The organism is Variovorax sp. P1_H2, assembly GCF_056405295.1.
In genome coordinates this window covers 23506-36534 of sequence record NZ_JBFUCJ010000042.1, presented here as the reverse complement: position 1 = coordinate 36534, position 13029 = coordinate 23506, and the positions used below count along the sequence as shown (strand labels likewise).

The 13029-nt window shown below is 66.7% G+C and carries 13 protein-coding genes and 1 tRNA gene; 8 read left to right on the top strand and 6 right to left on the bottom strand.

Annotated features, from left to right (window positions below; all coding sequences use genetic code 11):
* From grxD to paeA, 3 genes are all read left to right on the top strand, one after another.
* Positions 1-327 (top strand): Grx4 family monothiol glutaredoxin, encoded by a 327-nt coding sequence (gene grxD, locus AC1D2E_RS16470; protein WP_478198366.1) that lies wholly within the window; start codon positions 1-3, stop codon positions 325-327.
* A 121-nt stretch (positions 328-448) separates the two neighbouring features.
* A complete protein-coding gene (locus AC1D2E_RS16465) occupies positions 449-1444 on the top strand; it encodes an AAA family ATPase (RefSeq protein WP_478178090.1) in 996 nt (331 codons plus the stop codon).
* A gap of 147 nt (positions 1445-1591) precedes the next feature.
* Positions 1592-2878, top strand: coding sequence for a polyamine export protein PaeA (gene paeA, locus AC1D2E_RS16460; RefSeq protein WP_478198365.1), 1287 nt, complete (start codon positions 1592-1594; stop codon positions 2876-2878).
* 269 nt (positions 2879-3147) lie between these two features.
* On the opposite strand, the gene AC1D2E_RS16455 is transcribed toward paeA, so the two are convergent.
* A complete protein-coding gene (locus AC1D2E_RS16455; RefSeq protein WP_478198364.1) occupies positions 3148-3786 on the bottom strand; it encodes a lytic transglycosylase domain-containing protein in 639 nt (212 codons plus the stop codon).
* A 10-nt stretch (positions 3787-3796) separates the two neighbouring features.
* A complete protein-coding gene (locus tag AC1D2E_RS16450; RefSeq protein WP_478198363.1) occupies positions 3797-5545 on the bottom strand; it encodes a proline--tRNA ligase in 1749 nt (582 codons plus the stop codon).
* A gap of 125 nt (positions 5546-5670) precedes the next feature.
* Between AC1D2E_RS16450 and AC1D2E_RS16445 the strand changes: the two genes are divergently transcribed.
* A complete protein-coding gene (locus AC1D2E_RS16445; RefSeq protein ID WP_478198374.1) occupies positions 5671-6327 on the top strand; it encodes an RNA pyrophosphohydrolase in 657 nt (218 codons plus the stop codon).
* 22 nt (positions 6328-6349) lie between these two features.
* Positions 6350-6814, top strand: coding sequence for a CNP1-like family protein (locus tag AC1D2E_RS16440; RefSeq protein ID WP_478198362.1), 465 nt, complete (start codon positions 6350-6352; stop codon positions 6812-6814).
* Positions 6815-6975: 161 nt separating this feature from the next.
* On the opposite strand, the gene proB is transcribed toward AC1D2E_RS16440, so the two are convergent.
* The 4 genes from proB to rplU form a co-directional block, all read right to left on the bottom strand.
* On the bottom strand, positions 6976-8115 hold the full coding sequence (gene proB / locus AC1D2E_RS16435; protein ID WP_478198361.1) for a glutamate 5-kinase: 1140 nt from the start codon (positions 8113-8115) through the stop codon (positions 6976-6978).
* Entirely contained in the window at positions 8112-9179 is a 1068-nt protein-coding gene (cgtA, locus tag AC1D2E_RS16430) for an Obg family GTPase CgtA (protein WP_478198360.1), read from the bottom strand. The genes proB and cgtA overlap by 4 nt, the downstream gene beginning before the upstream one ends.
* A 70-nt stretch (positions 9180-9249) precedes the next feature.
* Complete coding sequence (gene rpmA / locus AC1D2E_RS16425) at positions 9250-9507, bottom strand: 50S ribosomal protein L27 (RefSeq protein ID WP_478111479.1); 258 nt, start codon at positions 9505-9507, stop codon at positions 9250-9252.
* A gap of 12 nt (positions 9508-9519) precedes the next feature.
* On the bottom strand, positions 9520-9831 hold the full coding sequence (gene rplU / locus AC1D2E_RS16420; RefSeq protein WP_286369298.1) for a 50S ribosomal protein L21: 312 nt from the start codon (positions 9829-9831) through the stop codon (positions 9520-9522).
* Positions 9832-10041: 210 nt separating this feature from the next.
* On the opposite strand from rplU, the gene AC1D2E_RS16415 reads away from it, so the two are divergent.
* The 3 genes from AC1D2E_RS16415 to pilB all read left to right on the top strand — a co-directional run bounded on the left by AC1D2E_RS16415 (position 10042) and on the right by pilB (position 13023).
* Entirely contained in the window at positions 10042-11034 is a 993-nt protein-coding gene (locus AC1D2E_RS16415; RefSeq protein ID WP_478198359.1) for a polyprenyl synthetase family protein, read from the top strand.
* Positions 11035-11093: 59 nt separating this feature from the next.
* Positions 11094-11170: transfer RNA gene (locus AC1D2E_RS16410), tRNA-Pro, on the top strand.
* Between the two features lie 119 nt (positions 11171-11289).
* Positions 11290-13023: a type IV-A pilus assembly ATPase PilB gene (pilB, locus tag AC1D2E_RS16405; protein ID WP_478198358.1), complete on the top strand. Its 1734-nt coding sequence runs from the start codon at positions 11290-11292 to the stop codon at positions 13021-13023.
* The last annotated feature ends 6 nt before the right edge of the window (positions 13024-13029 follow it).

The following is a 13029-nucleotide window of genomic DNA, read 5'->3' as shown; positions in this document are numbered from 1 at the left end:
ATGTCCGACACCCAGCAGCGCATCGACGATCTCGTCAAGAGCAACGACCTCGTGCTCTTCATGAAGGGCAATGCCAGCTTCCCGATGTGCGGCTTCTCGGGCCGCGCGATCCAGATCCTCAAGGCCGTCGGGGTCGACACCCGCACCCTCAAGACCGTCAACGTGCTGGACGACGCCGAAGTGCGCCAGGGCATCAAGGAATACAGCAACTGGCCGACCATTCCCCAGCTCTACGTCAGAGGCGAGTTCGTCGGCGGCTCGGACATCCTGATGGAGATGTACGAGTCGGGCGAGCTGCAGCAGATGCTGAACGCCAGCCCCGCCTGACCCGGCCTGTGACCACCGCGCGACAGGTCCCCAAAACCCGCCAAAGCGAGAAAACCTAGACATCCTGCGAACCCGGGCACGGCTTATGCTGTCCAAAGAGTGTTCGAAACCGGAGGTGTCCATGGATTCCCGCAGTCTCGTCCCCGCGTCGCCGTCGTTCCAGCTGCCGGTCGCCAACCTGCGCAGCGTGTTCCAGACGCATGACGTCGAGCGCAAGCTCGCCAAGCTCCCCGAGCGCGAGCACGAGCACTTGCGCACCACCTACGAGCGCATGCTCGAACGCGGTCCCGATCGCTTCCAGGTCAAGCCCAGCGGCGTGCCCGAGATGGCCGCGCTCTATGCCCAGCTGCCCAACTTCACCGAGGTGCTCGACGACGTGCGCCGCCATGTGGCGCTGGCGCAGGACAGCCGCGACGGGCTCGAGGTGACGCCGATGCTGCTGCTCGGCGCCCCCGGCATCGGCAAGACCCATTTCGCGAAGAAGCTGGCCGAACTGCTGGGCACTGGCATGTCGCTGGTGCCGATGAACTCGATGACCGCCGGCTGGCTGCTCTCGGGCGCCTCCTCGCAATGGAAGGGCTCGAAGCCCGGCAAGGTGTTCGAAACGCTGGTCGAGGGCCAGTACGCCAACCCGGTGATGGTGATCGACGAGATCGACAAGGCCGGCACCGACAGCCAGTACGACCCGCTGGGCGCGCTCTACAACCTGCTCGAGCACGACACCGCGCACGCCTTCGTCGACGAATTCGCCGAGGTGGCGATCGACGCCAGCCAGGTGATCTGGATCACGACGGCCAACGATCCGCGCGGCATCCCGGAACCGATCCTCAACCGCATGAACGTGTTCGAGATCGAGCCGCCCTCGCCCGAGGCGGCACGCCAGATCGCACGCCAGCTCTATGCCTCGATCCGGGCCGAGCACGACTGGGGCCGCCGGCTGGCCGAGGAACCCGGGGCGGACGTGCTCGACCAGCTGGCCACGCTGGCGCCGCGCGAGATGCGGCGCGCACTGATGACCGGCTTCGGCAATGCTCGGCTGGCCGGCCGCGAAGAGGTCCGGGTCGAAGACCTGCCGCGTGCCAATGCCGCCCGGAGCCGGATCGGGTTCGTCCAGTAGCGGGTCGTTCGCGCAGCAGCGCTTCGGTATTCGCCTTGGGAGCGGCCCGGCGGCTCATTGGGCAACCTTCGCGCAGCAGCGCTGCGGTATTCGCCTTGGGAGCGGCCCGGCGGCGCATGGCACCATGTCGGTCTTCATCGACCGACCATGACCCTGACACAGAACCTCCTGATCATCGTCGCGCTGATCGGGACCAGCGCCTTCTTCTCCCTGGCCGAGATCTCGCTGGCGGCCTCGCGCCGCCTGAGGCTTCGCCAGATGGCGGACGAGGGCGACGCGCGCGCCGAGCACGTGATGCGCATCCAGGAGCAGCCGGGCCACTACTTCACCGTGGTGCAGATCGGCCTCAATGCGGTCGCGATCCTCGGCGGCGTGGTCGGCGAAGGCGCGCTGAGCCCGTACTTCGCGCGCCTGTTCGAGATCTGGCTCAGCGTCGAGGCGGCGAAGACCGCCGCTTTCCTGGCCTCCTTCGCCAGCATCATCTCGGTCTTCCTGGTCTTCGCCGACCTGTTCCCCAAGCGGCTGGGCATGAGCAGCCCCGAATTGCTCGCGGTGCGCATGGTCGGGCCGATGCAGGTCCTCATCACCACTTTCAAGCCCCTGGTGTGGCTGTTCACGGTGTCCACCGACCTGCTCTTCAAGCTGCTGGGCATGCCGCTGCATCGCGACGAGAAGATCACCTCGGCCGACATCCTCGCGATGACCGAGGCCGGGGCCCGCGCCGGCGTGCTCGCGGTGCGCGAGCAGCAGGTGATCGCCAATGTCTTCGAACTCGACACCCGGCTGGTCAGCAGCGTCATGACATCGCGCGACCGCATCGCGTGGTTCCTGCGTGACGACCCCGAATCGGTGCTGCGGGCGCGCATCGTCGCCGAGCCCTTTTCCGCCTACCCGGTGTGCGAGGGCGACATCGACCACGTGCTGGGCTATGTCGACGCCAAGGACATGTTCCAGCGCGTGCTGAGCGGCCAGCCGCTGTCCTTCGACCACGGCCTGCCGCTGCACAAGGCGCTGGTGATCCCCGATCGCATCTCGCTGACGGAAGTGCTCGAGCTGTTCCAGCAGGCGCACGAGGACTTCGCGATCATCGTCAACGAATACAGCCTGGTGGTGGGCGTCATCACGCTCAACGACGTCATGAGCACGGTGATGGGCGACCTGGTCGGCCCTCAGGACGAAGAGCAGCAGATCGTCAGGCGCGACGAGAACTCCTGGCTGATCGACGGCGTGACGCCGATCCAGGACGTGCAGCGCGCGCTCGACATCGAGACCCTGCCCCACGTCGACGAGTACGAAACCCTCGCCGGCTTCCTGATGGTGATGCTGCGCCGGGTGCCCAAGCGCACCGACAGCGTCAGCTGGGCCGGCTACACCTTCGAGGTGATGGACGTCGACAGCTTCCGCATCGACCAGGTGATGGTGACGAAGATGTGACTCGCCCCCAGGTTGTCCCGCACTTCGTGTCGGGMCGCCCACCCCCTACCGGGGGCGCAGTCAGCGGCCCGGCGAAGCCGGTTCCGCGACTGCCCACCAACRGGCGCGCTRCGCGCAGCCGAMRARCAARCACAGCGCCRGTTTCMCCGGCCGGCGMAGCCAGGCCCGTCGGTGAAACACCGCGGAWCTGGCTYYGCCAGKCCGCTGGTGTTGCCCCCGGTAGGGGGTGGGCGCCCGGACACGAAGTGCCGGGCAACCTGGGGGCGAGCTCAATCCGTTCGGTCTCTGAAGACCCAGAGCCGCTGGTTCGCGAACACCGCGTCCGGATACGGCGAGCGGCCGCGACTGCCGTTGTAGCGCCCCAGCGTCATGAAGAGGTCGCCCTGCTCCCGGCCGAGGTAGTGGCGCAGGATCACGCAGCCGAAGCGCAGGTTGGTCTGCATGTGGAACAGCTTGGACGGGTCGCTGTCGCCGATCACCCGGGTCCAGAAGGGCATCACCTGCATGTAGCCGCGGGCGCCGGCGCTCGAGACCGCGAACTTGCGGAAGTTGCTCTCGACCTGGACCAGCCCCAGCACCAGGCTGACGTCGAGCCCGGCACGGCGCGCCTCATACCAGACCGTCTGCAGGAACTCCTTGCGCGTCGGCCAGTCCGGCAGCTTCTTCTTGAGCCGCTCGCTCATCGCGCCGAGCCAGCGCAGGTAGGCCATGCGGGCCTCGGTGTCGCCGAATTCCGGGATTGGCGGCGCCTTGTTCTGGATCGCCGAGCTCAGCGCGGTGCGCACCGAGTCGATCAGCGGCTCCTCGATCTGGGCCCCGGCGAAGGCGCTCTGCGGCAGGGCCAGCGAGAACGCGCCAGCTGCCGCGCCGCCGAGGCACTGGCGCCGGGAGAGGCCAGAGGCTTTCAAGGCCGCCGGCTCAGGCCGCCGCGAGGCGTTGCGCGATGAAGTCGGCAATGCCGGCCGCCGGCACCTTGGTCGCAGCCGCATCGCGGCGGTGCTGGTACTCGAGCTGGCCTTCCTTCAGGCCGCGGTCGGAGATCACCACCCGGTGCGGCACGCCGATCAGCTCCCAATCGGCGAACATCGCGCCGGGGCGCTCGCCGCGATCGTCGAGCAGCACGTCGATGCCGGCCGCCAGCAGTTGTTCGTAGAGCGCCTCGGCCGCGGTCTTGACCTCGGCACTGCGGTCCATCCCGATCGGGCAGACCACCACCGTGAAGGGCGCGATGGCATCGGGCCAGATGATCCCGCGCTCGTCGTTGTTCTGCTCGATGGCCGCCGCCGGCAGCCGCGTGATGCCGATGCCGTAGCAGCCCATCTCGAGGAACTGGGGCTTGCCGGCCTCGTCGAGGAAGGTCGCGTTCATCGGCTTGCTGTACTTGGTGCCGAGCACGAACACGTGGCCGACCTCGATGCCGCGCTCGATCGCGAGCAGGCCGCGGCCGTCGGGCGAGGGATCGCCCGCCACCACGTTGCGGAGGTCGGCCACCGCTTCGGGCTCGGGCAGGTCGCGGCCCCAGTTGACGCCGGTCAGGTGGAAGTCGACCTCGTTGGCGCCGCAGATCCAGTCGGCCATGACCGCCACTTCGCGGTCGGCGACGATCTTCACCGGCTGCTTGAGATTCAGCGGGCCCAGGTAGCCGGGCTCGCAGCCGAAGTGATCCTCGATCTCGGTCGCGGTGGCGAAGCGGAATCCCTGGTCGAGGCCGGGCACCTTGCTCACCTTGATCTCGTTCATGTCGTGGTCGCCGCGCAGCAGCAGCAGCCAGACCGTCACCTTCTTGATGTTGCCGGCCTCGTCCAGTTCATCGGTGGCCAGCACCAGCGACTTCACGGTGGTGGCCAACGGCACGCCGAGCAGCGCGGCGACGTCCTCGCAGGTGCTCTTGCCCGGCGTCGGCGTCTTCGTCAGCGCGCCTGTGGCGGCGCCGCGCGGACCGGCCGGCGCCAGCGCCTCGGCCTTTTCCATGTTGGCGGCGTAATCGCTGTCCGGGCAGTAGACGATCGCGTCCTCGCCGGTGGCCGCGATGACCTGGAACTCCTGGCTGACGTCGCCCCCGATGGCGCCGCTGTCGGCTGCCACGGCCCGGTAGCGCAGCCCGAAGCGGTCGAAGGCCCGGCGGTAGGCATCGGACATGATCTTGTAGCTGGCCTTGGCGCTCTCGAGGTCGCGGTCGAAGCTGTAGGCGTCCTTCATGATGAATTCGCGCCCGCGCATCAGGCCGAAGCGCGGCCGGCGCTCGTCGCGGAACTTGGTCTGGATCTGGTAGAAGTTCTTCGGCAGCTGCTTGTAGCTGCGGATTTCCTGCCGGGCGATGTCGGTCACCACCTCTTCGCTGGTCGGCTGGATGACGAAATCGCGGTCATGCCGGTCCTTGATGCGCAGCAACTCGGGTCCGTAGCCCTGGAAGCGCCCGCTCTCGGCCCAGATCTCGGCCGGCTGSACCACCGGCATCGCCAGTTCGACCGCACCGGCCCGGTTCATTTCCTCGCGCACGATGGCCTCGACCTTGCGGATCACGCGCAGGCCCATGGGCATGTAGGTGTAGATGCCGGTGCCCAGCTTCTTGATCATGCCGGCCCGCATCATCAGGCGGTGGCTGGCGACCTCGGCATCGGCGGGCGCTTCCTTGAGGGTGGAGATAAAGAATCGGGAAGCTTTCATCGGTCTCGAAGGGGGCTGGAACGGGTGATCGGAAGGGCAGGTCCTGAACGGTCCTGGAACCGGTCGCTTGCCGTGCGCAACCCGGCATGCATAATCGACTCAGTTCAAAAAATTGGGGTTTGATTATGCTYGACCGGGACGGCTTCAGGCCCAACGTCGGCATCATCCTGCTCAACCAGAGAAACCAGGTTTTCTGGGGCAAACGCATACGCACCCATTCTTGGCAGTTTCCGCAAGGCGGCATCGATCGCGGCGAAAGTCCCGAGCAAGCCATGTTCCGGGAACTGCACGAGGAAGTGGGTCTCCATCCGGAGCATGTGCGGATCGTCGCCCGTACCCGCGACTGGTTGCGCTACGAGGTGCCGGATCGGTTCATCCGCCGTGACGCACGGGGCCACTACAAGGGCCAGAAGCAGATCTGGTATTTGCTGCAGCTGACCGGTCACGACTGGGACCTGAACCTGCGCGCCACCGACCATCCGGAGTTCGACGCCTGGCGCTGGCACGACTACTGGGTGCCGCTCGACGTGGTGGTCGAGTTCAAGCGCGGCGTCTACGAGATGGCGCTGACCGAACTCGCCCGCTACCTGCCAAGGCAGGATTTCCGCAACCGCTTCCTGCGCAGCAATGTGCGGGCCCGCGAATTCGAGCGCCATCCGCCCGGCGCGGGCCACGAACCGACTTTCGAGCTGCCGCCCGGCGCCAGCTTCGATCCCAACCCGAATGCCCATCTTGCCAACGACCCTGCCTCGACGAACGATCCGTCCCCTCTTCCGCGCTAGCCGCACCCTTCTGCTGGCCTGCGTGCTGGGCAGCGCCGGCCTGGCCCAGGCGCAGTTGTTCGGCGGCGAGGTCGACTGGAAGGAAACCGAGGTACCACCGCCGCCGGCCTTCGACCCGAACAAGCTGGTGGCCATCGACATGCCGCGCTACATGACGCTCAAGTTCGGCATCGACCCGGCGACCATCACGCTCACCAAGGACGGCGTGGTTCGCTACGTGGTGGTCGCGGCCCACAAGGAGGGCGGCGGCTTCAATGCCTTCTACGAGGGCCTGCGCTGCGCCACGGCCGAGTACAAGAGCTACGCGCGCTTCAACAACGGCAATTGGGAGCCGACGCCGGCACCCGAATGGAAACGCCTCGGCGAACGCAATTCGAGCTACACCAAGGCGCTGGCGGCCCAGGGGCTGTGCCGGGGCGAAGCGCCGCGCGCCTCGGTCGGCGAAATGATCCGCTTCCTGAAGACGCCGGTGCGCGAAGTGGAATAGCGCTGCGCGGGGCCGTCCCAGGCCGCCTTGGGGGGCAGCGACCCACACGCAGTGGGGGAGCGAGGGGGCTCAGGCCGGCGCCGGGCCGCCCCAAGGCGGCCTGCGCCCCCTCGGGGGGCAGCGACCCACACGCAGTGGGGGAGCGTGGGGGCCAGTCAGCCTCAACCCTGCAGCAGCACCATGTTGTCGCGGTGGACCATCTCCGGCTCCGCCACGTAGCCCAGCAGGCGCTCGAACTCCGACGAAGGCTTGCGGCACAGCATCCGCGCTTCGGCGCTCGAATAGTTGGCCAGGCCGCGTCCGAGCTCGATGCCCCGTTCGTCGCGGATGGCGATCACGTCACCGCGCGAAAACTCGCCTTCGACGCCGGTCATGCCGATCGGCAGCAGGCTCTTGCCCTCGCCGCGCAGCTTGGCCGCGGCGCCGGCATCCACCGAGACCGACCCGCGCAGTTGCAGGTGGTCGGCCATCCAGCGCTTGCGCGCCTGGTGCTTGGCGGTCTGCGCCACCAGCAGCGTGCCGATGGCTTCGCCGCGCGCCAGTCGCAGCAGGGCGTCGGGCTCGCGGCCCCAGGCAATCACGGTCGAGGCACCGGAGCCGGCCGCGCGCTTGGCAGCCAAGATCTTCGTGATCATGCCGCCGCGCCCGATGCTGCTGCCCGCCCCGCCGGCCATCGCCTCGAGCTCGGGGTCGCCGGCCGCCGCTTCGTCGACGAAACGGGCCGCGGGATCCTTGCGCGGATCGGCCGTGTACAGGCCCTTCTGGTCGGTCAGGATCACCAGCGCATCGGCCTCGACCAGGTTGGCGACCAGCGCACCCAGCGTGTCGTTGTCGCCGAACTTGATCTCGTCGGTGACCACCGTGTCGTTCTCGTTGATGACCGGCACCACGCCGAGCGCCAGCAGGGTCATCAGCGTCGAGCGCGCGTTGAGATAGCGCTCGCGGTCAGCCAGGTCGGCGTGGGTCAGCAGCACCTGGGCGCTGCCCATGCCGTTCTCGCGCAGCTTGCTCTCGTAGACCTGCGCCAGCCCCATCTGGCCGACGGCGGCGGCGGCCTGGAGTTCGTGGATCTCATGCGGGCGCACCCGCCAGCCGAGCCGCTTCATGCCCTCGGYGATCGCGCCGCTCGACACCATCACGACCTCCCGGCCATCGCGCACCAGCAACGCCAGTTGCCGGCACCATTCGCCGATGGCCTTCTCGTCCAGCCCGCGCCCCTCGTTGGTGACCAGGCTGGACCCCACCTTGACGACGATCCGGCGCGCATCGCGCAGCACGGTAGAGCCTTGCATTGAACTCATGGCTGGAGATCGGGAAAACGCGGATCGACTTCGGTCGGCGGCTGCTCGGCCACCTGCTGTGCCTTGACGTGCTGGTAGATCGCCTGCACCAGCGGCTCGCAGCCTTCGCGCGTGAGGGCCGAGATCTCGAACACCGGGCCCTTGAAGCGCATCCGCTTGACGAAGTCCTTGACCTTCGCCGCGCGCTCGTCGTCCGCCACCATGTCGAGCTTGTTCAGAACCAGCCAGCGCGGCTTCTCGTACAGCGTCTTGTCGTACTTCTTGAGCTCGCCGACGATCGCCTTGGCCTGCGCGACCGGATCCACGCCTTCGTCGAAGGGGGCCAGGTCGATCACGTGCAGCAACAGGCGCGTGCGCTGCAGATGGCGCAGGAACAGATGACCGAGGCCGGCGCCTTCGGAGGCGCCCTCGATCAGGCCCGGCAGGTCGGCGACCACGAAGCTCTGCTCCGGGCCCACGCGCACCACGCCGAGATTCGGATGCAGCGTCGTGAACGGATAGTCGGCGATGCGCGGGCGGGCGTTCGAGATGGCACTGATCAGGGTCGACTTGCCGGCGTTCGGCATGCCCAGCAGTCCGACGTCGGCCAGCACCTTGAGTTCGAGCTTGAGGTTCTTCTTCTCGCCTGGCCAGCCGGGCGTCTTCTGCCGCGGCGCGCGGTTGATCGCGCTCTTGAAGCGCATGTTGCCGAAGCCGCCATCGCCACCCTTGGCGATGGTGATCACCTCGCCTGGCGTCAGCAGTTCGTAAAGCACTTCGCCGGTTTCGGCGTCGGAAATGATGGTCCCGACCGGCATCTTCAGGGTGATGTCGTCACCGGCGGCGCCGAACATGTCGGAGCCCATGCCGTGCTGGCCGCGCTTGGCATCGTGGCGGCGCGAATAGCGGAAGTCGACCAGCGTGTTGAGGTTCGGGTCGGCGACCGCGAACACATGGCCGCCGCGTCCGCCGTCACCACCGTTCGGACCGCCGAACTCCTTGTACTTCTCATGGCGGAACGACACGCAGCCGTTGCCGCCGTCGCCGGCGGCGACGTCGATGAAGGCTTCGTCCACGAACTTCATGAGAACATCCAGTCTACAAAAGAAGAAGCCCCGGCAAAGCGGGGCTCCGAACAGATCGAAGTGACAGGGCTTACGCCGGCGTCACGTTGACCGTGTGCTTGTTGAGTGCACCCTTGGTGCCGAAGGACACCTTGCCTTCGACCAGGGCGAACAGCGTGTGGTCCTTGCCGATGCCGACGTTGACGCCGGGATGGAACTGGGTACCACGCTGGCGCACGATGATCGAGCCTGCGCTGATCAGTTCCCCGCCGAAGCGCTTCACGCCGAGCATCTTGGGCTTGGAATCGCGCCCGTTTCGCGTTGAGCCGCCGCCTTTTTTCTGTGCCATGGAATGTGCTCCTTAGCCGGCGATCGCGCCGATTTGCAGTTCGGTGAACTGCTGGCGATGGCCTTGACGTTTCTGATAGTGCTTGCGACGGCGCATCTTGAAGATGCGAACCTTGTCGTGCTTGCCGTGCGACAGGACCGTGACCGTCACCGTGGCGCCGGACACCAGGGGCGTGCCGACCTTGATTTCGCTGCCGGTTCCGACTGCGAGCACTTGATCGATCACGATTTCCTGGCCCACGTCCGCAGCAATCTGTTCTACTTTAATTTTTTCGCCGGAAGCAACGCGATACTGCTTGCCACCGGTTTTTATGACCGCGTACATATTGACCTCTTGATCTTGTTCATCCGTTGGGATGGCTCCACGGCGAATTCCGCAGAGCCCGCGATTATAGCATCCAGGGCCATCTGCGCCACTGGCGGCGCTCCGCACCTCCTGTCCCCGGGCTGGCCGTCCCTATAATCGAGGGCTTCCGGCCATTGTGGCCTCCAGCGCCATCGTCGCACCTCCTGCAGCGCGCAAGCGCCCTCCCCTTTGTCAGTTCACGCCGCCGACACCTCTCCCGCCGCCGCCGTTCTCAGCCTGATCGCCGAAGACATGGACAGCGTCGATCTCGTGATCGCCCGCCGCCTCGACACCGGCGTGCCACTGGTGAGCCAGGTCTCGAAATACATCATCTCCGCGGGCGGCAAGCGACTGCGCCCGGCGCTGCTGCTGCTGATGGCCGGCGCCCTGGGCTACCGCGGCGAACAACGCTTCAATCTGGCTGCCGTGGTGGAATTCATCCATACGGCCACCCTGCTGCATGACGACGTGGTTGACGAATCCACGTTGCGGCGCGGCCGCCCCACCGCCAACGAATCCTTCGGCAATCCCGCCAGCGTGCTGGTCGGCGATTTCCTGTACTCGCGCGCCTTCCAGATGATGCTGGACGCCAACGACGTGCGCGTGATGCAGATCCTTGCGGAGGCGACCAACGTGATCGCCGAGGGCGAGGTGCTGCAGCTGATGAACATGCACGACGCCACGCTCGACGAGGAGGCCTACCTGCGGGTGATCCGCTCGAAGACCGCCAAGCTGTTCGAGGCCAGCACCCGGCTGGCCGCCGTGCTGGCCGGCGTGCCGCCCGCCGTGGAAGAAGCCTGCGCCGCCTACGGGCAGGCACTGGGCACGGCCTTCCAGGTCATCGACGACGTGCTGGACTATGCCGGCGATGCCAACGAGACCGGCAAGAACGTCGGCGACGACCTGCGCGAGGGCAAGACCACCTTGCCGCTGATCCTGGCCATGCAGCGCGGCACGCCCGGGCAGAGTGCGCTGATCCGCAGCGCCATCGAGGCCGGCGACACCGCGCAACTGCCGCAGATCGTCGCCATCGTGCGCGAAACCGGGGCCCTGGAAGCCACCCGCGCCGCCGCGGCCGCCGAGGCGCAACGCGCAATCGACGCTCTTCGTGGTTTTTCTGCAAATTCGCACTCCGCGGCTTTGCTACAATTAGCGGCTCAGCTGCTTGAGCGACGCGCCTGATGACCCGCCCACGCGAGTGGGCGGCACAGACGCTTCACATTTCTTGCAACCAGCACCATCGGGGTGTAGCTTAGCCTGGTAGAGCGCTACGTTCGGGACGTAGAGGCCGGAGGTTCGAATCCTCTCACCCCGACCAGCCTTTCAGGGCTGTAATTGCCAAATGCTTCGCGGAACTGTTGCCGCGCGGCGGTTTACAGCRCTTGGGCGATCAGCGATGATCGTGAAGCAAATTTTCACGTTTCTTACATTCGTTGAATGGCCGCAGCCGAACCCATCGTCAAAGACAGCTCGCCGATTGCCCTTCCAGGCCTGGCGCGCGCACTTGTTTCGGCCGGAAAGCTCCCCGCCAAGACCGCGGAAGACATCTACCAGAAGTCCCTCAGCGGCAGAACCAGCTTCATCGCCGAACTGACCGGTACCGGCGCCGTCTCGGCGGCCGACCTGGCCCACACGCTGTCGAGCGCCTTCGGGGCCCCTCTGCTCGACCTCGACGCCATTGATCCCCAGCGTCTGCCCAAGGACCTGCTGGACCCCAAGCTGTGCCAGGCCTACCGGGTCGTGGTGCTCAGCAAGCGCAACAATCGTCTCATTGTCGCCACAGCCGATCCCTCGGACCAGCAGGCGGCGGAGAAGATCAAGTTCGCCTCGCAGATGGGCGTGGACTGGGTCATCGCCGAGTACGACAAGCTCTCCCGGATGATCGAAGCGGCGGCGGTGACCGCCTCCGAAACCATCGACAGCATCATCGGCGCCGAGTTCGAGTTCGACGAGGTGTCGGCCGATACCTCGAGCGAAAGCAACGACCCGGCGGTGGCCGAAGTCGAGGACGCGCCGGTCGTCCGCTTCCTGCACAAGATGCTGCTGGACGCGTTCAGCATGCGGGCCTCGGACATCCACTTCGAGCCCTACGAGCACAACTACCGGGTGCGCTTCCGCATCGACGGCGAACTGCGCGAGATCGCCAGCCCGCCGACGGTCATCAAGGACAAGCTGGCCTCGCGCATCAAGGTCATCTCCCGGCTCGACATCTCCGAGAAGCGCGTCCCGCAAGACGGCCGGATGAAGCTCAAGATCGGCCCCGAGCGTGTGATCGACTTCCGGGTCAGCACCCTGCCGACGCTGTTCGGCGAGAAGATCGTGATCCGGATCCTGGACCCGAGCAGCGCCCGGCTGGGCATCGATGCCCTCGGCTACGACGCCGACGAGAAGGAACGCCTGCTCGCGGCCATCGGGCGGCCGTACGGCATGGTGCTGGTCACCGGGCCCACGGGCTCCGGCAAGACGGTGTCGCTCTACACCTGCCTGAACCTGCTCAACAAGCCGGGCGTGAACATCGCGACCGCCGAAGACCCGTCCGAAATCAACCTGCCGGGGGTCAACCAGGTCAACGTCAACGACAAGGCCGGCCTGACCTTCGCGACCGCGCTTCGGGCCTTCCTGCGGCAGGATCCCGACATCATCATGGTCGGCGAAATCCGCGACCTCGAGACCGCCGACATCTCGATCAAGGCGGCGCAGACCGGCCACCTGGTGCTTTCGACACTGCACACCAACGACGCTCCGACCACGCTCACGCGGATGCGCAACATGGGCATCGCCCCCTTCAACATCGCCTCCAGCGTGATCCTGATCACGGCCCAGCGGCTGGCGCGGCGCCTCTGCACCGTGTGCCGCGCGCCGACCGAGCTGCCGCGCCAGGCCCTGCTCGACGCCGGCTTCAGGGAGAGCGACCTGGACGGCTCCTGGAAGCCCTATCACCCGGTCGGCTGCTCGGCCTGCAACAGCGGCTACAAGGGACGCGTCGGCATCTACCAGGTGATGCCAATCACCGAGGAGATCCAGAAGATCATCCTTCGCGACGGCAGCGCGCTCGACATCGCCAAGCAGGCCGAGGCCGAGGGGGTCAGGTCGCTGCGCCAGTCGGGACTGAAGAAGGTCATGCAAGGCCTGACCTCGCTCGAAGAAGTGCTGGCAGTCACCAACGAATAACACGCG

Bases quoted from the DNA above. Each gene is read 5' to 3' on its own strand.
- grxD (WP_478198366.1), top strand. From the start codon at position 1: ATGTCCGACACCCAGCAGCGCATCGACGATCTCGTCAAGAGCAACGAC.
- AC1D2E_RS16465 (WP_478178090.1), top strand. From the start codon at position 449: ATGGATTCCCGCAGTCTCGTCCCCGCGTCGCCGTCGTTCCAGCTGCCG.
- paeA (WP_478198365.1), top strand. From the start codon at position 1,592: ATGACCCTGACACAGAACCTCCTGATCATCGTCGCGCTGATCGGGACC.
- cgtA (WP_478198360.1), bottom strand. From the start codon at position 9,179: ATGAAGTTCGTGGACGAAGCCTTCATCGACGTCGCCGCCGGCGACGGC.
- rpmA (WP_478111479.1), bottom strand. From the start codon at position 9,507: ATGGCACAGAAAAAAGGCGGCGGCTCAACGCGAAACGGGCGCGATTCC.
- rplU (WP_286369298.1), bottom strand. From the start codon at position 9,831: ATGTACGCGGTCATAAAAACCGGTGGCAAGCAGTATCGCGTTGCTTCC.
- pilB (WP_478198358.1), top strand. From the start codon at position 11,290: ATGGCCGCAGCCGAACCCATCGTCAAAGACAGCTCGCCGATTGCCCTT.